The 19,435-nt window shown below is 44.9% G+C and carries 20 protein-coding genes and 1 pseudogene; 11 read left to right on the top strand and 10 right to left on the bottom strand.

From position 1 onward, the window contains the following. Positions 1 to 15 precede the first annotated feature (15 nt). Together AD710_RS10735 and AD710_RS10730 are read right to left on the bottom strand one after the other, a co-directional pair. On the bottom strand, positions 16 to 1,227 hold the full coding sequence (locus tag AD710_RS10735) for a Bcr/CflA family efflux MFS transporter (protein WP_045926951.1): 1,212 nt from the start codon (positions 1,225 to 1,227) through the stop codon (positions 16 to 18). Positions 1,228 to 1,381: 154 nt separating this feature from the next. Next, positions 1,382 to 2,494 (bottom strand): glycerol dehydrogenase, encoded by a 1,113-nt coding sequence (locus AD710_RS10730; RefSeq protein ID WP_049627981.1) that lies wholly within the window; start codon positions 2,492 to 2,494, stop codon positions 1,382 to 1,384. 301 nt (positions 2,495 to 2,795) lie between these two features. Here AD710_RS10730 and AD710_RS10725 point away from each other — a divergent pair, with 301 nt between their 5' ends. The 4 genes from AD710_RS10725 (at position 2,796) to AD710_RS10710 (ending at position 7,062) form a co-directional block, all read left to right on the top strand. After that, a complete protein-coding gene (locus tag AD710_RS10725) occupies positions 2,796 to 3,653 on the top strand; it encodes a YitT family protein (RefSeq protein ID WP_003156057.1) in 858 nt (285 codons plus the stop codon). Positions 3,654 to 3,765: 112 nt separating this feature from the next. Further along, positions 3,766 to 4,293: a GNAT family N-acetyltransferase gene (locus AD710_RS10720; protein ID WP_049627980.1), complete on the top strand. Its 528-nt coding sequence runs from the start codon at positions 3,766 to 3,768 to the stop codon at positions 4,291 to 4,293. Between the two features lie 276 nt (positions 4,294 to 4,569). After that, complete coding sequence (abc-f, locus tag AD710_RS10715) at positions 4,570 to 6,198, top strand: ribosomal protection-like ABC-F family protein (protein WP_049627979.1); 1,629 nt, start codon at positions 4,570 to 4,572, stop codon at positions 6,196 to 6,198. Between the two features lie 141 nt (positions 6,199 to 6,339). Further along, positions 6,340 to 7,062 carry a gamma-glutamyl-gamma-aminobutyrate hydrolase family protein gene (locus AD710_RS10710; protein ID WP_016937100.1) on the top strand — a complete coding sequence of 241 codons (723 nt, stop codon included), beginning with the start codon at positions 6,340 to 6,342 and terminating at the stop codon, positions 7,060 to 7,062. A 33-nt stretch (positions 7,063 to 7,095) separates the two neighbouring features. On the opposite strand, the gene AD710_RS10705 is transcribed toward AD710_RS10710, so the two are convergent. The 3 genes from AD710_RS10705 to AD710_RS10695 all read right to left on the bottom strand — a co-directional run bounded on the left by AD710_RS10705 (position 7,096) and on the right by AD710_RS10695 (position 11,193). After that, positions 7,096 to 9,249 (bottom strand): MMPL family transporter, encoded by a 2,154-nt coding sequence (locus tag AD710_RS10705; RefSeq protein WP_049627978.1) that lies wholly within the window; start codon positions 9,247 to 9,249, stop codon positions 7,096 to 7,098. Between the two features lie 98 nt (positions 9,250 to 9,347). Next, the gene (locus AD710_RS10700; protein WP_049627977.1) at positions 9,348 to 9,983 is read right to left on the bottom strand and encodes a two-component system response regulator YdfI; all 636 of its coding nucleotides are present in this window, start codon (positions 9,981 to 9,983) and stop codon (positions 9,348 to 9,350) included. After that, entirely contained in the window at positions 9,976 to 11,193 is a 1,218-nt protein-coding gene (locus AD710_RS10695) for a sensor histidine kinase (RefSeq protein ID WP_082197875.1), read from the bottom strand. Before AD710_RS10695 ends, AD710_RS10700 begins: the two co-directional genes overlap by 8 nt. Positions 11,194 to 11,576: 383 nt before the next feature. Between AD710_RS10695 and AD710_RS10690 the strand changes: the two genes are divergently transcribed. The 6 genes and pseudogenes from AD710_RS10690 to AD710_RS10665 form a co-directional block, all read left to right on the top strand. Beyond that, complete coding sequence (locus AD710_RS10690) at positions 11,577 to 11,822, top strand: hypothetical protein (RefSeq protein ID WP_016937104.1); 246 nt, start codon at positions 11,577 to 11,579, stop codon at positions 11,820 to 11,822. A 17-nt stretch (positions 11,823 to 11,839) separates the two neighbouring features. Next, entirely contained in the window at positions 11,840 to 12,208 is a 369-nt protein-coding gene (locus tag AD710_RS10685) for a spore coat protein (RefSeq protein WP_049627976.1), read from the top strand. 18 nt (positions 12,209 to 12,226) lie between these two features. After that, on the top strand, positions 12,227 to 13,363 hold the full coding sequence (locus tag AD710_RS10680; RefSeq protein ID WP_016937106.1) for a zinc-dependent alcohol dehydrogenase: 1,137 nt from the start codon (positions 12,227 to 12,229) through the stop codon (positions 13,361 to 13,363). A gap of 18 nt (positions 13,364 to 13,381) precedes the next feature. Continuing rightward, positions 13,382 to 13,579: a hypothetical protein gene (locus tag AD710_RS10675; RefSeq protein ID WP_016937107.1), complete on the top strand. Its 198-nt coding sequence runs from the start codon at positions 13,382 to 13,384 to the stop codon at positions 13,577 to 13,579. Positions 13,580 to 13,593: 14 nt separating this feature from the next. Then, positions 13,594 to 13,893, top strand: a complete 300-nt coding sequence (locus AD710_RS10670; RefSeq protein ID WP_016937108.1) for a spore coat protein — start codon at positions 13,594 to 13,596, stop codon at positions 13,891 to 13,893. A gap of 90 nt (positions 13,894 to 13,983) precedes the next feature. Beyond that, positions 13,984 to 14,139: pseudogene (locus tag AD710_RS10665) on the top strand (EamA/RhaT family transporter); the annotation flags it as partial. Between the two features lie 41 nt (positions 14,140 to 14,180). On the opposite strand, the gene AD710_RS10660 reads toward AD710_RS10665, so the two are convergent. Further along, positions 14,181 to 14,759 (bottom strand): TetR/AcrR family transcriptional regulator, encoded by a 579-nt coding sequence (locus AD710_RS10660; RefSeq protein WP_095242163.1) that lies wholly within the window; start codon positions 14,757 to 14,759, stop codon positions 14,181 to 14,183. A 248-nt stretch (positions 14,760 to 15,007) separates the two neighbouring features. Here AD710_RS10660 and AD710_RS10655 point away from each other — a divergent pair, with 248 nt between their 5' ends. Beyond that, positions 15,008 to 16,198, top strand: coding sequence for an MFS transporter (locus AD710_RS10655; protein ID WP_049627973.1), 1,191 nt, complete (start codon positions 15,008 to 15,010; stop codon positions 16,196 to 16,198). Positions 16,199 to 16,287: 89 nt separating this feature from the next. On the opposite strand, the gene AD710_RS10650 is transcribed toward AD710_RS10655, so the two are convergent. The 4 genes from AD710_RS10650 to AD710_RS10635 all read right to left on the bottom strand — a co-directional run bounded on the left by AD710_RS10650 (position 16,288) and on the right by AD710_RS10635 (position 19,379). Further along, on the bottom strand, positions 16,288 to 16,923 hold the full coding sequence (locus AD710_RS10650) for a TVP38/TMEM64 family protein (RefSeq protein ID WP_231595050.1): 636 nt from the start codon (positions 16,921 to 16,923) through the stop codon (positions 16,288 to 16,290). 119 nt (positions 16,924 to 17,042) lie between these two features. After that, positions 17,043 to 18,116: a sensor histidine kinase gene (locus AD710_RS10645; RefSeq protein ID WP_049627971.1), complete on the bottom strand. Its 1,074-nt coding sequence runs from the start codon at positions 18,114 to 18,116 to the stop codon at positions 17,043 to 17,045. Further along, positions 18,113 to 18,799, bottom strand: coding sequence for a response regulator transcription factor (locus AD710_RS10640; protein WP_016937113.1), 687 nt, complete (start codon positions 18,797 to 18,799; stop codon positions 18,113 to 18,115). Before AD710_RS10640 ends, AD710_RS10645 begins: the two co-directional genes overlap by 4 nt. Beyond that, positions 18,771 to 19,379: a class I SAM-dependent methyltransferase gene (locus AD710_RS10635; protein ID WP_016937114.1), complete on the bottom strand. Its 609-nt coding sequence runs from the start codon at positions 19,377 to 19,379 to the stop codon at positions 18,771 to 18,773. The genes AD710_RS10640 and AD710_RS10635 overlap by 29 nt, the downstream gene beginning before the upstream one ends. Positions 19,380 to 19,435: the final 56 nt, after the last annotated feature.

The following is a 19,435-nucleotide window of genomic DNA, read 5'->3' as shown; positions in this document are numbered from 1 at the left end:
AAGGAGTGAATCATTTCACTCCTTTTTTGCTTTCTCCGGTTTAGTTGTTAAGGTGAAAAAAGCGATGGAACCGATAACGGATGTCGTAAACATAATGGCCCCCATCGGGACGGCCGTCGCTTCATTCATTCCGACAAGCGGCGACACGATGGAACCGAGAAGAAGCGGAAGCATGCCGAGCAGTGCGCTTGCGCTTCCCGCGCGGTGTCCCTGCTTTTCCATCGCCAATGTAAAGGTGCTTGTCAGCGTCATGCCGATCGTAATCATATAAATAAAAATTGAAATCACCAGTGCCGCCAGCGGCCCGTGAATGATCGTCATGACAAGCAGAACGGCAGTCGCCGTCATCGCTGTAATCACGCCGATTCTCAGCAGGCTTTTTTCATGAATAATTCCGCCGAAACGCCCGATGATAAAACTTCCGGAAATGATCGCCAGACCGTTTATGCCGAATAAAATACTGAATACCTGCGGCGAGACTCCGTAAATATCCTGATACACAAAAGGCGTTCCGGAAACATACGCAAAGCTCCCGCCGTGAATAAAGCCGACCGTCAGCGCATAGCCGATAAATGACCGGTCTTTCAGCAGGCTTCCCATTGTCCGCACGGAATTTCCGATGGAACTCGGAATCCGCTTTTCCGGCGGCAGGGTTTCTGTCAGCTTGAGCGCAATGATGAGAACAAGCAAAAACCCGATAACAGTTAAAAAGAGAAAAATCGTATGCCATGATGCAAACGGGAGCAGTAAAATCGCGCCTCCCGTCATCGGCGCCACCATCGGCGCGACGGCGGTAATGACCATCAGCAGCGAGAAAAATTTAGAAAGCTCTCTTCCCGTAAACACATCTCTGACGATCGCACGGGACAGAACGAGCCCTGCCGAAGCGGTGAATCCTTGAAGAAAACGGGCAATCACTAATGTTGTAATGTTCGGTGCAAGCGCGCAAAACAGAGAAAACAAAGCAAATAAAAAAATACATAGTAATAACGGTTTTCTTCTTCCCTTCGCGTCACTTAACGGTCCGACAACAACCTGTCCGATTGTCAGTCCGATCAGACATGCGGTTAAACTGAGCTGGACAAGCGATGCGCGGGCGCTTAAATCTTCAGCGATTTCAGGGAAACTCGGCAGATACATATCTATATTCAGCGGCCCCAGTATCGCAAGCATGCCAAGAAGAAATGCCAGCGCAAGCCGCTCCTTGCCGGTCGGATTATGCAGCATATCGTTCCCACCTTTCCTTTGTTAGTCTCTCAAAACATTTGTATATTGTATCATAATTTTTTCTTTATTTTTAAAAGTTTTCAAGCGGGGCAAAAAGACATAAAAAACCAAGAGCCGTCACAGCCCTTGGTTTCAAATCACGCGATGAAAATGTTTACGCATGCTTTTCTTTAAACGCTTTTGCGTATTGGTCGGCCGCTATGATAGCATCCGCCACGTCATCAGCCGTCACATCAAAAGCGGCATGAATCGTTTCTTCCTCAATCGTCGCGGCTTCTGCCACTTTCATAATCTCCTCTTTCGAAGCGTCTTTTAATTTGATGTCTTCAAGTGTGACAGGCAGTCCCAAGCTGATATAAAACGCGATATACCGCTCAATTTCTTCAAGCGAACGTTTTTCCAGCGCCAACTGAACGAGCGTGCCGAATGCCACTTTTTCACCGTGGGTTAAATGATGGATTTCTCCTTCAAGCGCGGTGAAGCCGTTGTGAATGGCATGCGCCGCAGCCAAGCCGCCGCTTTCAAATCCCAATCCGCTCAGAAGTGTATTCGCTTCAACTACCGCTTCTAATGGAGGAGTGACGGCTTTCGCTTTCACAGACTCATAGGCGAGACGGCCGTATTTGAATAGAACTTCCTCACATTTTTCCGCGATAGCTTCCCCGGCAATTGTGGGGATTCCGCCTGCCATCGTTTTTCCGCCGCTTGCGATGACACTGCGCGCCTCTATCCACGTCGCCATCGCATCGGCAATCCCTGATGCTAAAAAGCGCGGCGGAGCTTCTGCAACGATTTTCGTATCAACCAGAACCAGATCAGGATTTTTATGATAGAAACGATAATTTTCAAACGCGCCTTGTTCAGAATACACGACAGACAGCCCGCTTGTCGGGGCATCCGTCGAAGCGGCCGTAGGCACGATAACGGTGTAGCCGTTTATTTCATCTGATACCGCTTTGGCCGTATCAAGCGTTTTACCGCCGCCGACTCCGATTACAATGGACGCGCCCGCTTTCTCTGCGATGCCCGCAATTCTTTTCATTTCTTCTTGGGAGGCTTCCCCGTTGAAAACCGCCTCTTCAGCCGAAATGCTGCTTTTCTTTAATTCAGCCGTCACTTTGTGACCCGCGATATCCCATACGGTTTTGTCTGCAATGACGATGGCTTTTTCACCAACGCCCTCAAGGTGTCCGCCGATCGTTTCAATTGCGTTTTTTCCCTGCACATATTTAGCCGGACTGATAAAAATTCGTTCCAATGTTCTCATCCCTTCTTTGTTGCTTTATTCCATTTCTCTAATCAATAGATTAGAAGTAAAAACTCTTCTGATATAATTCCTTGTTTTTATTTCATTCAAACCTCATATATACAATAGAAAATTCAATTTTTACGTCATTGACAAGATGTGAAGGTGTCTATATAATCTTCGATATTGAAGCTGATCATTCTTTACTGAATGAACAAACGAGATTGTGAATGATTCGTCTTAAAAATTATTTAGTTCTGCTGGATAATTTTTGAGGCGTTTTTGTTTTGTATATATTTTCAACTGCGGAGGAGGTTTGCACATGAAGAATATTTGCAAGGATATACTGATGATTATGGCCGGAGCCTTTCTTATCGCGGCATCCGTGGAATTTTTCGTCATCCCGAATCATCTGGGGGACGGCAGCACCGTGGGAATCGCTCTCGTTTTATATTATCTTTTCCATATACCTGCAAGCATTACAACTCTGGTTGTAAATTTGATTTTTATCGGGCTGGCTTATAAATTTTTAACGAAAAAGACAATTTTATATACGATACTCGGCACGGGAATGACTTCTGTTTTTCTCAGCATCGTCAGCTTTATTCCATTCGGCGTACACGACATGGTGCTCGGGATTGTATTCGGCGCTCTGCTGATGGGAGCGGGGCTGGCATTGATCTTTATCGCTGACGGATCTACCGGCGGAACCACGCTTTTGGCTTATTTATTGAATTATACAAAGGGCTTTAACATCTCCAAAAGCATGTTTTATATGGATTGCGTCATTATTTTCGCGTCCGTTTTAGCGATCGGCATCAATCATATGCTGTATACGTTTATATTCGTTTATCTGTGCGCCAAAATCGTCGATATTGTCATTGAAGGTTTCCATAATAAAAAAGCTCTCACCATTATGTCTGACCAATACGAAGAGATCGCCAAAGCCATCACGTCCGAATACGGCAATGCGGCGACGATTTTTTACGGATACGGGTATTACGGAAGCAAAGACAAGCGTATTATCTATGTCGTCATTAAGAAGAACGAATTGCTGAAAATCAAAAAACACGTTCAAAAAATTGATCCAAAATCATTTATCGTTATTCATGAAGTAAAAGAAGCTGTCGGAGGGCAATTCGGCTTTACTAACCTGCCTGCCGCCGCGAATGAGAAATAACCGCCTGCAGTGTACAGCTGCAGGCTTTTTATATCGCCCTCCCCGCTCAAAGGTTTTTGCATCTTTTCGATCGAAGTATTAGGATGAAACCTTTTGGATGGGAGAATGTAAAATGAAGATCAAAACCGACAGACTCGTGATCCGGACATTTGAACGGGAAGATTGGCAAGACGTTTATGAGTACACGTCAAATTCGGAGGTCATGAAGTATATACCGGAAGGCGTCTTTTCCGAAGAAGACGCCAAGAAATTCGTTATTGAAAACAGCGGTGAACATGCTGAAAAGTATCCCGTTTTATTGAAGGATGAAAAAACGGTCATTGGCCACATTGCTTTTTTTAAGTATTTTGGCGACCATACGTATGAAATCGGCTGGGTGTTTCACCCGGATTATCATGGCAAAGGATATGCTTCAGAGGCTGCACGCGCCGTGCTGGCATTCGGGTTTAACGAGATGAAATTACACCGGATCATTGCGACATGCCAGCCGGAAAATACGGCTTCGCACCGGGTGATGGAAAAGATCGGAATGAGACGGGAAGGATTTTTCAAAAAATGCATCCCCCATGAAAATGACTGGTGGGATGAATATTATTATGCGGTGTTAGAAGAAGAATGGGAAGCCTCGAATCTGGAATAAAAAGGCGAATACCCTTTGCTCTTACAAGTAAGTGTGTGCTACACTGTTTGTAACAAATACGAAGGGACGATGGGTGGACAATGATTAACTAATCTTATTTTGACCGTTTGAAATCAAATATTTCAAATCAGAAAAAATAGGATTAGTCTGCCCATTTTCTATACGATACGAAAGCTATGTGAAAATAGCTTATTTGATCATGCACAGGTACGGCTAATCCTTCCAAATCAATTGGGAGGATTTTTTTGTCCTCCCTTTAAAGCGAGGGATTGACATATGAAAGAAATATTAAAATTAAGCGGCATCAGTTATGAAATCAACAGTGTGCCCCTTTTTGAACAGATCAGCGCAAGCGTTCAGCAGGGCGACATCATCGGCGTTATCGGCAAAAACGGCGCCGGCAAATCTTTATTGCTGCAAATGATCTGCAATAAAACAGCGCCGTCACAAGGACAGATTCAAATGCTGCATGATGTGAACATATATATGGTGGAACAAGAAACGGAAGCTTATGATTCCGGCCAACCGGAGCCTGCGGAAGCAGCCCTGTTAGAAAAATGGAACGTGCCCGCCCGCGCCTTTTCACAATTAAGCGGCGGAGAAAAACTAAAAGCCCGGCTTGCTAAAGGATTCTCCTCCTCAAGCGGTCTTTTGTTATTAGATGAACCGACGAACCACCTCGATCAGCAAAGTTTAGACATATTGCTTAATCAGATCAAGAACTATAAGGGCACCATTATTTTCGTATCACATGACCGTGCATTTTTGGATGCGGCGGCGACAAAAATCTGGTCGATCGAAGGAAAGAAACTCATTGAACATAAAGGGAATTATTCAAGCTATATGGAGGTCCGCAAACAGAGAAGACTGACACAGCAGCGGGAATATGAGAATCAGCAGAATATGATCAGACGGATTGAAGCTCAAATGAACGAGCTGAGCGCCTGGTCAGCAAAAGCCCATGCCCAATCAACAAAAATAGAAGGCTTTAAAGAATACCATCGCGTAAAAGCAAAGCGTACGGACGCCCAGATTAAATCAAAACGGAAGCGCCTTGAAAAAGAGCTTGAAAAAGCGAAAGCAGAACCGGTGGAGGCGGAGTATGAAGTCCGTTTTTCCATTGAGCACCGCAAAAAAGCGGGAAAGCGTTTTTTAGAAGTACGTGATCTCACAAAATCGTATGACGGCCGAACGCTGTTCAAAAACGTGAATTTCACTGTTATGCACGGCGAAAAGATTGCCATTACAGGCCCGAACGGGAGCGGGAAAACAACATTATTGAAGGTCATCCTCGGTCAGGAAAAAGCGCAGGGAAGCATATGGATATCTCCGTCTGCAAACGTCGGATATTTAACGCAGGAAGTATTCGACCTCCCGCTTGATAAAACCCCCGAACAGCTTTTTCACAAAGAAACGTTCGAAGCAAGGGGAAATGTTCAATCTCTCATGAAGCATTTAGGGTTTACTGCAGCGCAATGGACGGAGCCCATCGGCAAGATGAGCATGGGAGAGCGGGTCAAATGCAAGCTGATGGCGTTTATTCTGGAGGAGAAAGATGTGCTGATTCTGGATGAACCGACAAACCACCTTGACCTGCCGTCACGCGAGCAGCTTGAAGACACATTGGCTCAATACGACGGTACGCTCATCATCGTATCGCACGATCGCTACTTTCTCGAAAAGACGACAGACATCCGGCTTGATATCACGAACGGCAGCGTTCAAAAAAAATGGAAAGAATCCCCCGCCGCCAGAGATGATATTGAAGAGCTGCGGTTAAAGCTTGAAACCGAACGGCAGGAAGTCCTCGGAAAGCTCAGCTTCATGACTCCGGCTGATAAACAATATCGTGAGCTTGATCAAAAATTCAAAGAGCTGACGGAAGAGATCAAGAAATTGAAATGAGTGTAAAAACCCGTGATTGTTGTCACGGGTTCTATTTTAGAAAGCTTACGTATAAAGAGAATAATTTCAAACTGATTTGTACAACCTACGTTCAGATTTGTTATGAACAGGCTCAGAAAGAAAGGTTCAGGTGAACGAAGAATGGCCAAGCGCATTGGTATTACGGGAAACATTATGGCTGATCAATCCGGTCCTTTCCCGGGTTATAATCGGGCGTATGTCAACAATGATTATATTCAGTCTGCTGCCGAGGCCGGCGGTGTGCCGTTTATATTGCCGGTAATTCAAGAAACTGAGCTTTTAAAGGAACAGGTCTCTCATGTTGACGGCATTATTCTGTCCGGCGGCCAGGATATAGACCCGCTGATGTACGGTGAAGAACCTTTACAGGCTTTAAGAAAGACCTTTCCTGACCGGGACGCCTACGAGAAGGAGCTGATCCAAACGGCGGTTGCTTTGGAGAAGCCGATACTGGCAATCTGCCGGGGGATGCATATATTAAACGTCACTTTCGGGGGGACTTTATACCAGGATCTGACACACGCTTCGTTTGCTGAAATTAAGCACGATCAAGAAAAAGATCCCCCCTTAAGAACCCATCATGTTTCTTTTGAAAAAGGAACCCGTCTTCATTCCTTGTTTGGCGATTCAACGCTTGTGAACTCGTTCCATCACCAAATCATAAAAGAGACAGCGCCATCGTTTAAGGCCGCGGCTTATGCGAAAGACGGGGCCATTGAAGCGATTGAACGGACGGGTGAATTATTTGTCGTCGGCGTGCAATGGCATCCTGAAATGCTGACAAAAAAACATGAAGATATGAAAAAGCTTTTTTCTCTTTTTATGGATGCGGTCAGCACATAAAAAAAGCAGATCATTATGATCTGCTTTTTCATTTTATTCTTCCGGTTTCTCCGGCGTTTTGCTTTGTGTCAGCTTATGGCCTTCGATATCCACGTTCGGAATGATCTTATCCAGCCACTTCGGCAGGTACCAGGCCGCATGTCCCATCAGCTTCATGACACTCGGAATGATGGTCATTCTTACAATGAACGCATCGAAAAGAACACCGAATGTCATTGCCAATCCCATGGATTTGATCGTAGAGTCCCCTGCGAAGATGAATCCCGCAAAGACGAAAATCATGATCAGCCCCGCCGCTGTTACGACAGGCCCGCTATGTTTCAATCCGGCATGGATGGCTTGTACCGGATGTTTTGTTTTGACATATTCTTCTCTCATTCTGCTGACAAGGAATACTTGATAATCCATCGCCAGTCCGAAAAGAATACCGATCGCCAAAATAGGCAGGAAGGCGAGAATCGGGCCTTTTTCCGGAATGCTCAGCAAGCCGGTGAAATACCCATCCTGCAGGACGAATACCGATAATCCGAGTGTAGCGGTCATCGTCAGCAAAAAGCCAAGAACGGCCGCCAGCGGCACGAGAAGAGAACGGAAAACAACGGTCAGCAATACAAACGCAAACCCGACAATGAGAATGGCGAATTCCGGAATCGCATCGTTTAACCGGTCTGAAATATCAATGTTCACCGCGGTTGATCCGGTGACGAGCAGGCGGATGCCGTTTTTGTCTGATAGTTTCCGTATATCCTGCACTAACTCTTTCGTTGCCTTATCGTTCGGCCCGGTTTCAGGCACTGCGGTAATAATGGCATAGTCCCCTTTTTTGTTCGGCATGGCAGGGGTGACGCTCGCCACATTATGTAAGTCCTTCATTTCATTCACGGCGTCTTGGAATGCTTCATTTTTATTGCCCTTGACATCTTTTGCATCGGCAACAATTGTCAGCTTGCCGTTAAAGCCTTCGCCGAATCCTTTAGACAAAAGATCATAGGCGCGGCGGTCCGGGCTGTCTTTCGCTTTCATTCCCGCATCAGGCAGCCCCAGCTCTAAATGCATGGCCGGCAGACTGATGACGGCTAAAAGAATAATGCTGAAAATGCTTAACAGAATAGGCTTCTTTGTCACGAAGCGCCCCCAGGCATTCGTGTCGGCGCTTTTCTTTTCTTTCTTCTTGTTTGATTTCGGAATCATCCGTTTTCCTGCGATTGATAACACCGCAGGCACCAGCGTTACTGATGCCAATACAGCCATCAGCACACTGAGCGCCGCAGTCAATCCCATCGCGGACATGAACGGAATGCCGACAACAGTTAATCCGCAAAGCGCCACGATCACAGTCAGTCCGGCAAAAACGACGGCGCTGCCAGCCGTTCCCGCAGCTTTAGCGACCGATTCATTTTTTTGTACACCTTCGCCCAAAAACTGACGATGCTTCGTAAAGATAAACAGCGCATAATCAATCCCGACGGCCAGTCCGATCATTCCGGACAATGAAAGACTGACTGAGGCGATCGTAAAGAACTGTGTCCCAATTAACGTCAGGGCGACGCTTACGCCTAACCCAATCAGGGCCGTGACAATCGGCAGCCCCGCTATGACTAATGAACCAAATGTAATGGCCAGAACGACGAAAGCCAGCACAACGCCGACAATTTCAGAGACACCGCCGACTTCAACACCGGCCCCCGGCACATCACCGCTGAGCTCCGTCTGCAGGCCCTTGTCTCCGGCGGCGGACAGACTGTGTTTAATATGTGAAACAGACGCATCCGTAATGTCATCCGCCGCTTTTTTGTACGTAATATCGGCATATGCCACTGATCCGTCTTTAGAAATGGTTCCTGTCTCAAAAGGACTTGCAATCGAAGCGACTGAATGATCTGTTTTGATCTTCTTTAATGTCTCTTCAATCGCTTGTTTTTCCGGTTTTGACGTCAATTTCTTCCCGTCTTCAGCTCCGAAAATAACCCGTATGCTTCCTTTATCGGGCCCCTTTGAAAATTCTTTTTGAATGATATCCATCGCCTTTTCAGAAGGTGTGTCGGGTATTGACATATCCTCAGAAAAAGCAGGTTTTAACGAGATGGCGATCACAGCCGAAGCGATCAGTATCACAAGCCACGCACTGATCATTTTTAATCGGTTGCGGGCAGACCATCCCCCTAATTTATATAAAAATCCAGACATCGAATACTCCTCTCCAATCATTACTTTCTGCCTAATTGTAGTTCACATTCACATAAAAAAAACGTACATAGGGGCATGTACGTTTGGGCAGTTTTTCATTATATGTTCAGTTTCAAAATGCCTTTTTGCATGGCAATGGTGACGGCTTCAGTCCGCGAATCCGCTCCTAATTTGTTATAAATCGATGTTAATCTCGCTTTTACCGTCCGCTCTGAGATTCCTAAATCGAAGGCAATTGCTTTGCTTTTATATCCTTTCGCCACGGCTTCCAGAACTACGATTTCCTTTTCCGTCAGCTGTGTTTCATTGGCAATTGCCCGTTCCATTTTCATTTTCCGGAAACGCTGCAAGATGTCCGGCTGCAGAAGCACTTCTCCCCTGACTGCCGCATCCATCGTATGAAATAAGGTTTCTGAGCTTGTGTCTTTCAGCAGATAACCGTTTGCGCCTGATTCGATGCCTTCTATCATCAGATGATCTTCATTATAGGTCGTCAAAATAATGATCGGCACATCAGAATGCTCTTTTATCTGTTTAATGGCTTCCAGCCCGCTCATTTCCGGCATGTACAGATCCATGAGAATGACATCGGGCTTTAGTTCCTCTGCGAGGCGGACGGCGGTTTTCCCGTTTTCCGCTTCTCCCGATATGGTGTAATGGTCATTTGTTTCTATCAAAAGCTTCAGACCTTCTCTGACGACAAGATGGTCATCTGCTATTAACACTTTATACATGTTCCGCCTCTCCTTGAATTGGTATGATGATCTCAATTTGAGTTCCCGCTGATCTGGCGCTTGTGATACGGCAGGTGCCGTTCATCATATTGACACGTTCTTGTATCCCAAGCAGCCCGTAATGTCCGCTTTTTCTCATTTCTGTTCCGGCATCAAAGCCTTTCCCGTCATCTTTGACGGTTATGCGGATCTGTCCCTCTTCTTCCCGGACGGATACCCAGACGTTATCTGCTTCCGCATGCTTGGCGGCGTTTGTCAGGCCTTCTCCGATCATATAATAGCAGTTCTCCGCCATATGAACGTCAAGCACATGATGCACGCTGTACTCTAAAAAACAAGACAGCCCGGAGGCTTCTGTAAAATGGTTGATTTGTTCAGTAATGCTTTCTTCTAAAAATCCGATCTCTTCTGATTTGCTGCGAAGGTTATCAATGGCTGAGCGCGCATCAGCCAATGTGCCCTTTACTCTTTTCATTGACTGGCTGATGATGTCTTTCGCTCTGTCAGTGTTATCTTTCGAAAGATGAACTTGCACCGCTTCAAGCTGCATATGTAAGCTGACCAATCCTTGGGCAAGCGTATCGTGCAAGTCTCTCGCCATCCGCTGCCTTTCGTTTTGAAGCGTCAGCTGTTTCACTTGCCGGTGAGCGAGCTCTAATTTTTCAAGCGTCATCTGTGTTTTTATTTTTTCATCAACTTGCGCGAAAAACGTTGCCGCATACGTAATAATCACAATCATAATGGGAGCGGCGATAACGATGAAACGAAGCAGATGATGCGGATGCTCCTCGTGCAAGGCTGTTATGGACATTAAAATGAAAAGATAGAGTATGAGCAGCGTTTTGCCCTTATCCGTCATTCCGATAATCTGCCCGATTAAAAAGGCATAGAGACCGACGACCACCGCGATATAGCCGCCGGCCATCAAGTTAGCCGATGTATATATGATTAATCCCTGTATGATGAAATAAAGAAACGTTTTTCTCTTGACCCAGCGATAGGAATGCCAGTGCAGCACGGCAAAAGTGACGATCAATATCGTGAATAACAGCAGCAAAAAAACCGTCCAGCTTTCATAAATGTACTGCAAAGAGACTGATGCGGCATATACCATAAAAATAAATGCCAGACCGGGCACCCGAAACGCAAGCATATGCAATGAGCGTCTGTCACGGGAGACATAGTCTTCTTGATGTTTTGTACCAAACAATCTCTGTCCACTTCCTTTTAGCCGACCGGCCTCACGAGATTTTATTCTATTTGTCATCATACCATAAGTGCCTGCCTCTCACCTTCCCCTTCTGTCCTGCATGACGGGTGAAAGAAAAAACAGCCAGCCGGAACCAGGTTCGTTGCCCTGGACAGCGTTCTGTTTGTTATCAGCACAGAGGCTTCTGCCGCTTTAAAAAGCATCTCATTCGGACGTATTTACCATATTAGGTATATCGTGATAGGAGGGGGTATGCTTCCTCTTTTTTGATGGGCCCCCAGACTTCTTCTCTGCTTTTTTTATAAACAAAATGTGCAAGAATAAAGTCCTTTTCTCAGGGGAAATTAATTACGTAATTGAGAAGAGGAGGTTTAAAGATAATTATGGAAAAGCGTGAATTAGCGGCTCACGAGTCGCTTGACTTACATGAAATGATTAACTTCAAGACGCTTTGTGTAGCGAAATCCAAGCTCATGCAAGGGCTTGTGTTTGATCAGGACCTGAAAACGTTAATGGAAAAAGACGTTCAGCAAGCCTCTCAAGACCTGGCTGATTTACAGGCGGTTTATGAACGTGCTTCTTTTCAGGCTCCTGTTCCTCAAAACCGGCCGACTTCGATCATCAATTGAAAGGAAGGTAAGCATCATTGAATCATGACCATTTAGATCCAATCAATTCATTACACGTCCCTGAACTCGCAGATACGACATTCGCAATGGATTTTCTTTTACGGGCAAAAGAAGGCGTCAGAAATACCGCCGTCGCTTTAACAGAAACCGCTTCACCCGATGTAAGAGCTTTGCTGCGCAAACAGCTCATGCAAGGAATCGCGATGCATCAGGAAATTACAGACTTGATGGTCAGCAAAAAGTGGTTTCACCCGCATGATCTGAGCGAACAGTATAAACTGGATCAGCTCTCTGCGAAAAATACCCTCATGGTCGGAAACATGAATCTGTTTCCCGTTGAAACGAACAGAAAAGGGATGTTTGACCGCACACCTGATGAACACTAACACTGGAGGTATTACAGCATGAAGGCCGTAACGTATCAAGGAGTTAAAAACGTCGTCGTCAAAGACGTGCCTGATCCGAAGATTGAAAAACATGATGACATGATTATAAAAGTCACAAGTACGGCAATTTGCGGGTCAGATTTACATTTAATCCACGGACTCATCCCGAACTTGCAGGAAGACTACATCATCGGGCATGAACCGATGGGTATCGTGGAAGAAGTCGGCCCCGGCGTGACGAAAGTCAAAAAAGGGGACCGTGTCATTATTCCTTTTAATATCGCCTGCGGAGAATGCACTTATTGTAAAAATCACCTGGAAAGCCAATGTGATCAATCAAATGATAACGGCGATATGGGCGCTTATTTCGGCTATTCAGGGAGTACCGGCGGCTATCCGGGCGGCCAGGCCGAATATTTACGCGTCCCGTTTGCGAACTTTACTCATTTTAAAGTCCCCGAAACATGCGAAGAACCGGATGAGAAATTGAGTGTTATTGCCGATGCGATGACAACCGGCTTTTGGAGCGTTGACAATGCCGGCGTAAAAGCAGGCGATACGGTCATCGTTCTCGGCTGCGGGCCTGTGGGTCTCTTCGCTCAAAAATTCTGCTGGTTAAAGGGAGCGAAACGCGTAATAGCTGTAGACTATGTCAACTACCGTCTCCAGCATGCGAAACGGACGAATAAAGTGGAAATCGTGAACTTCGAAGACCACAAAAATACGGGCAGCTACCTGAAGGAAATCACCAAAGGCGGCGCTGATGTGGTTATTGACGCTGTCGGCATGGACGGAAAAATGACGGACCTGGAGTTCCTCGCCAGCGGATTAAAACTTCAAGGCGGGGCGATGAGCGCTTTAGTCATTGCCTCCCAAGCGGTGCGCAAAGGCGGAACGATCCAGATTACGGGTGTATACGGCGGCAGATATAACGGTTTTCCTCTTGGCGATATCATGCAGCGAAACGTCAATATCCGATCAGGACAAGCCCCGGTTATCCATTATATGCCGTATATGTTTGAACTGGTGTCAACCGGCAAAATAGATCCGGGCGATGTTGTAAGCCATGTCATTCCGCTTAGTGAAGCGAAGCACGGCTATGAGATGTTTGACACGAAAACAGATGATTGTATTAAAGTTGTACTCAAACCTTAGAGAACGGAGGCTACAGAAATGGCCAGCGCCTTACATGAATTACTCGAAATTCAGGAGATGGCTTCTTTTAAGTCACTTTGTCTGACGAAATCCAAAACCATGAAAGCGCTCGTATCCGATCCGCAGCTGAAAGAAATCATGCAGCAGGATACGGATACATCAACAAGGCAATTGCAGGAGTTTGCCTCGATTTTATCTGATGCAAAGCATGAATAGGAGATGAATAACGAATGAATCCGATTATGGAATACCTGACAGGGATGGATGCACTGACAGACCAAATTGTCGCTATGGATTTATTGAATTCGGCAAAAAGCGGAGTCAGAAACTATGCGATGGCGGCGACGGAAGCCGGAACGCCTGAAGTGAAAGCGATCCTCACCCGTCACTTAGAAGAAGCCATCGACATGCATGAGCAAATCTCACGCTATATGATGGAAAAAGGCTGGTATCATCCGTGGAACACGGATGAACAAGTCCGGTTTAATTTACAAAATATTGATACGGCGCTCCGCCTGCCCGTCTTATAAATCGTTTTGCTGCTGAGACAGCAGCTTCAGTATGTCAAACTGAGAACTGCCTTTACAGCGCCCAGGCAACGATACCCCCGCGAATCAGCTCTGCAGCTTCTCCAGCCTTTCTTCGGGCTGTTATTGGCGGCCGTGATTCTGCACGAAAGAGCAGGGTGGGGACTTGCGGCGGTGAATGTCGGCGTTATCGCGTGCGTGGCAGCCGCCCGGCGGTTCGCTAATAAAGCAGAAAAGGCAGAACAATGACCTTGTTCTGCCTTTTCATTATTTTCCGTTCGGGCGATTATTCAGGTAGCTTGAACTCCCTTAAACGCATTCATCACCAAATCATGCACATAAGCATCATTGACCTCGTCCCCTGTTACAAGCAGCCGATAGAAAATCGGTCCGTAAATGAGATCAATACTTACTTCAATATCAAGATCCTCTCTCAATTCACCTTTCTGAATTCCCTTTTCCAGAAGGCCTTTCGCTTGGAGGCGGCGGGGCCGGAAAAATCGTGTGCGATATTCTTCTGCCAATTTGGCATCCAGCTGCCCCGCACCTATTAATTCCTTAATCACGGTTCCTTCCCGGCTTGTCAAAAACCTTGCTAAATTCGCGGCGTGGGTCGATATATCATGTACTGTTGATCCCGTATCAGGCACAGGCAGTCTTTCCGTAGCGGTCGAAAGAAAGCTGTCCATGATAACGGCAGCTTTGTTTGCCCACCATTTATAAATCGTTGCTTTACTCACTTTCGCGCGCTCTGCAATTTTATCGACTGTCACCGCATCAAAGCCTTTTTCCAGCAAGAGGTCATAGGCCGCAGAAAGAATCGCCTTATGTGTTCCTTCATCACGCGGCCGCCCTCGTTTACTCTGCACATAAATCATTCCTTCCCGAAATATAAACGATACGTTCAGTATACTTAACATGATAAAAAAATAAAACAGAAACCCATTTACAAAACTGAACGTTTAGTATATCATTCACTTATAAACAAAACTGAACGTTCAGTTTATTAAATGATCAACACTCCGCAAAACCTTAGCATTAAAAATCTATGGAGAGGAAATGAATCAGCAAATTATTTATCAAACCTCATAAAATCATTAAAAAGGAGTTCATTCACATGGCTACATTAAACAAACAAAAAGCAGATCAGGGGGTCTCACCTGGTTTAACCCTTCTTCTCGCAGCTGCATGCGGCATCATTGTCGCTAATCTTTATTATGCACAGCCCTTGGCAGGATTCATCAGTGCGGCAATTGGGCTTTCTCCAAGCAGTGCCGGATTGATTGTCACGCTGACCCAGATCGGATACGTTGCCGGCTTACTGTTTCTCGTCCCTTTGGGAGATATTATCGAAAACAAAAAACTAGTCGTGGTATCGCTCCTTCTAAGCGCAGCCGCTTTGACACTGACAGCATGTGTGAAGCATGGAACACTGTTTTTAGCCGCTGCGTTTTTCATCGGATTGGGATCGATCGCAGCCCAAGTGCTTGTTCCGTTCGCATCCTACCTTGCACCGGACGCCGCACGCGGCCGGGTTGTCGGCAATGTGATGAGCGGCCTATTGCTCGGTATTATGCTTTCCCGCCCGATATCCAGTCTGGTCGCTGATATATGGGGGTGGAATGCCATATTTGCTTTCTCCGCCGCGTTAAGTGTTGTCCTGGCAATCGTCTTAGCAAAAGTGCTTCCTGCCAGAAAACCAACAGCAAACACACGCTATACCGTCTTACTCGGTTCAATGTGGAAGCTGCTGCGCACGACTCCGGTCTTACGCCGCCGCGCCATTTATCATGCGTTTGTATTTGGAGCTTTCAGCTTGTTCTGGACGACTGTACCTTTATTATTGTCCGGTCCTGCTTTTCATTTTTCTCAGAAGGCAATCGCGCTATACGCACTGGCGGGCATTGCGGGTGCAGCCGCTGCACCGATAGGCGGCCGTCTGGCTGATCGCGGCCTGACCCGGCTTGCCACCGGAATCGCTCTTGGTGCTGTCATCGTTTCTTTATTACTCCCGCTCATGATTCAGAGCAGCTCCCCCGTCGGAATAGCAGTTCTGGTGGCCGCAGCTATCCTGTTAGATGTGGGTGTATCCGCCAATCTCGTACTCAGTCAACGTGCCATTTTTTCGTTGGCGCCTGAATTTCGCAGTCGATTAAACGGTTTATTCATGGCAATCTTCTTTCTGGGCGGTGCTGCAGGTTCATCAATCGGAGGATGGGCATACGCTTCAGGCGGATGGAGTATCACATTATGGATTGGAATCGCTTTTCCGGTCATAGCATTGCTTTATTTCACCACGGAGAAATAAGCCTTTCACCAAAAATAAGCCGTCAGGACCAAGCTGACAGCTTTTTTGGTGTATTCTTCTTTAAATCCTTCCGAACAAAAAATATGGATTCATGAAAAATTTTGCTTCATGCGGTTCCATATTCTCACCGTTAAGACCGTAATCAATATAAATGAAACAATAATAAGTGCAATGCCTGCAAAAGACTCACTGAAATTGATAACAACAAAGCTGGACAATACGATGACAGGAATATTTGAAAGCAATACAGTTAACATGTAGACAGAATACTTTAACCCGGCTGCAGCGGATAAAAAACAAATCACATCCGTAGGAGCTGCCGGGCAAAGCATCCCCAATGCCAAAAACTTATAATTGTACGCCTCCAATAACACTTTCAAATCAGGATATTTATCTTCCAGTAATTGAGTCGTTTTTTCGCTGGCGAATTTCCTCGAAAAAAGATAAACCAATGTTTCGCTTACAAACAGACCGGCCAATGATAATAAAATGCTGACCATCGGATCAAAGCATATTCCGCCCAAAAACATCAGCGTCATGCCGGGAATAAAAAAGAGAAGCCTGACGACCCACAAAGCCAAAAACAGCAGCATCGCGTATTCCGCATGCCCTGATATAAAATCCGTTACATCATTCATATCAAATGACAGCAAGTCCAGTTCCTTCAAACAATAAATGCCTAAAAACCATATACATAATAAAACAATTTTATTTTTCAATTTCACCGCTCTCCTCGCTTTCCATCACATCATAAGCAAAGAAAATGAAGAAACAGCCGGTAAAATTCTTAAGGATTCTTAAGTTATTCTAAAAAAAAGCTTATGGAATGTTTGTGCCGCAAGCTCTAATCAATCTGGTGTTCAACAGTAAAACGAAGCCAGCCGCCGCTGTAATCCGCATGAATACGGCCGCTGTGAAGCTCAACAATTCTTTTTGAAATGGCAAGTCCGAGCCCGGTGCCATGATGACCCGTCCTGGCCTTATCCCCTCTGAAAAACCGTTCAAACAATTGATTTATATCGTCAGCCGGAACATTTTCGGCCTTGTTTGATACTTGCAAAATCGCTTTTTCATCTTTCAGCTCAAGGTTTATGAAGAATTCAGAAGGTTTGATACTGTACTTTAACGCATTCATAAAAAGATTATCATAAACGCGAACCATCTTTTCTATATCAATACATACAGGTACATGTTCTTCCGTAATTGATTTTCGGACAGTTAATTGTTCCTTTTCAAACATAGGAAAGTACTCTCCGACGATTTGTTCCAATAAAGCAGACAAGTCTGTTTTGCTGCGGTTCAAAATAACATCCGGACTCGATAAATGCGTATATTCAAACAGTTCATCTATCAAATATTTCAGTCTTTGTGATTTTGAATAAATCGTTTCAAGGTATTCCTGAAATTGTGCTTTACTATTGTATTGTTCTTTTTTAAGCAGATCCAAATATCCGATAATCGATGTTAACGGGGTTCTTAAATCGTGCGATACATTTGAGATCAGCTCACTTTTCACTCGTTCCAATTGTCTTTCATGTTCAAATTTACTCTCTAATTCTTCGGACATATAATTGATATGTTGTGCAAGCTGAGTCAATTCATCCCTACTCTCCATCCTAATGGTCAAGCCCAAATTTCCATTGGCAATATGGTGAACACTCTCAGTAATGAGCTTCAAATATCCTATTTTTTTTCGTATCAATAACCAAAAAACCACAATAAAGGTCAAAATAGCTGCAGTAAACTGAAGCAATATCTTGAAATAGGCGCCGCCTACGCTCATATTTGTCAAATGGTATATTTTATCCAAATATGAAATAGATAATATAACAAGAATCAATACACCGAATGCAACAAGATAACTAATAGCGATCGCGACCAGAAGCCTGACAATCAGCTTATTTCCAAACTTCCTCATATTTTATATCCCGTTCCCCATACCGTTTTGATATAAATCGGATGTTTAGAATCCTCTTCTATCTTGTCTCTGATCTTTGTGATGTGGACCATTACAGTATTGTCCGACTTAAAAAAGTCTTCCTTCCATACCGCCTCATATATTTTTTCAACACTCATGACAATTCCTTTGTTTCTCGAAAGAAGCTCCAGAATATCAAACTCTTTCGGGGTGAGCCTGACCTCTTCTCCCCGCACCCACACCTGCCTTGTATCCGTATTAACGGTCAAATCACCGATTTCAATAACGTTTGCCGTGCTGACCGCATCTGTATTGTATTTTTTATACCTTCTCAGCTGAGATTTCACTCTGGCGATCAATTCCAACGGATTAAACGGTTTCGTTAAATAGTCATCTGCACCGGAAGCCAGCCCTTGAATTTTATCCATATCTTCTGATTTGGCGGACAGCATGATGATGGGCAGATTTCGTTCTTGTCTGATCTTCATGCATGCCTCAATCCCATCCATATTGGGCATCATAATATCCAAAATAATCAGGTCAAACTCCTTTTGCTCCAATAATTTCAAGGCTTCAGCAGCATCTTCCGCCTTGCGCGTGCTTATTCCTTCATTTTCCAAATATACAGAAATAAGATTTCGGATATCTTTGTCATCATCCACGATAAGAATGCTTGTCCCCATATGAATCCTCCCTCGTTTTTGGCGGCAATGAACAGCTGAAAACATAAGCCGGCGGAATATTCCTGAATTCTCTCCTTACTTCTGTTTTGGGAAAGAATTGCTCAATCAATGCCTTCTTATATTGAGTATATTGGAATGTGATAAATTCTCCATGATTTCTTAAGATTTTAGCTGTATCCGTCAAAATATCTTCAGAAACATTTTTTGGCAGGCTTGCAAAAGGAAGTCCGGAAACGACATAGTCGGCATAAGGGATTCCATGCTCTTTTATATGCCTCTCAATATGTTCGGCTGATCCGTGCACAATGAATAGGTTCTGTTCATCTTTATATTGTTCTTTCAGCAAAGCATAAAATTCTTCATTTTGTTCTATCAATAAGATTATTGTCCCGGGTTGCCGTTTTTCAAGCAGCTTTTTTGTAAATACTCCCGTACCGGGCCCGTATTCAACAATGTATTCAGCTTTATGAAAATCAATTTTTCCCATCATCTTCTCAGCAAGAAAACGCGAGCTGGGCAGAACGGCGCCAACAGATCTGGGATTCATAATATATTGAAATAAAAATAACAGACGTTTCATCTTTAATCTCTCCATTTGTTTTGAATTTATAAAACACACTCTACATTCAAAACCTG

Source organism: Bacillus sp. JFL15 (genome assembly GCF_001184225.1).
Classification (GTDB): domain Bacteria; phylum Bacillota; class Bacilli; order Bacillales; family Bacillaceae; genus Bacillus; species Bacillus siamensis.
The sequence above is the reverse complement of the archived record's forward strand: the minus strand, read 5'-3'. Positions and strand labels throughout refer to the sequence as shown.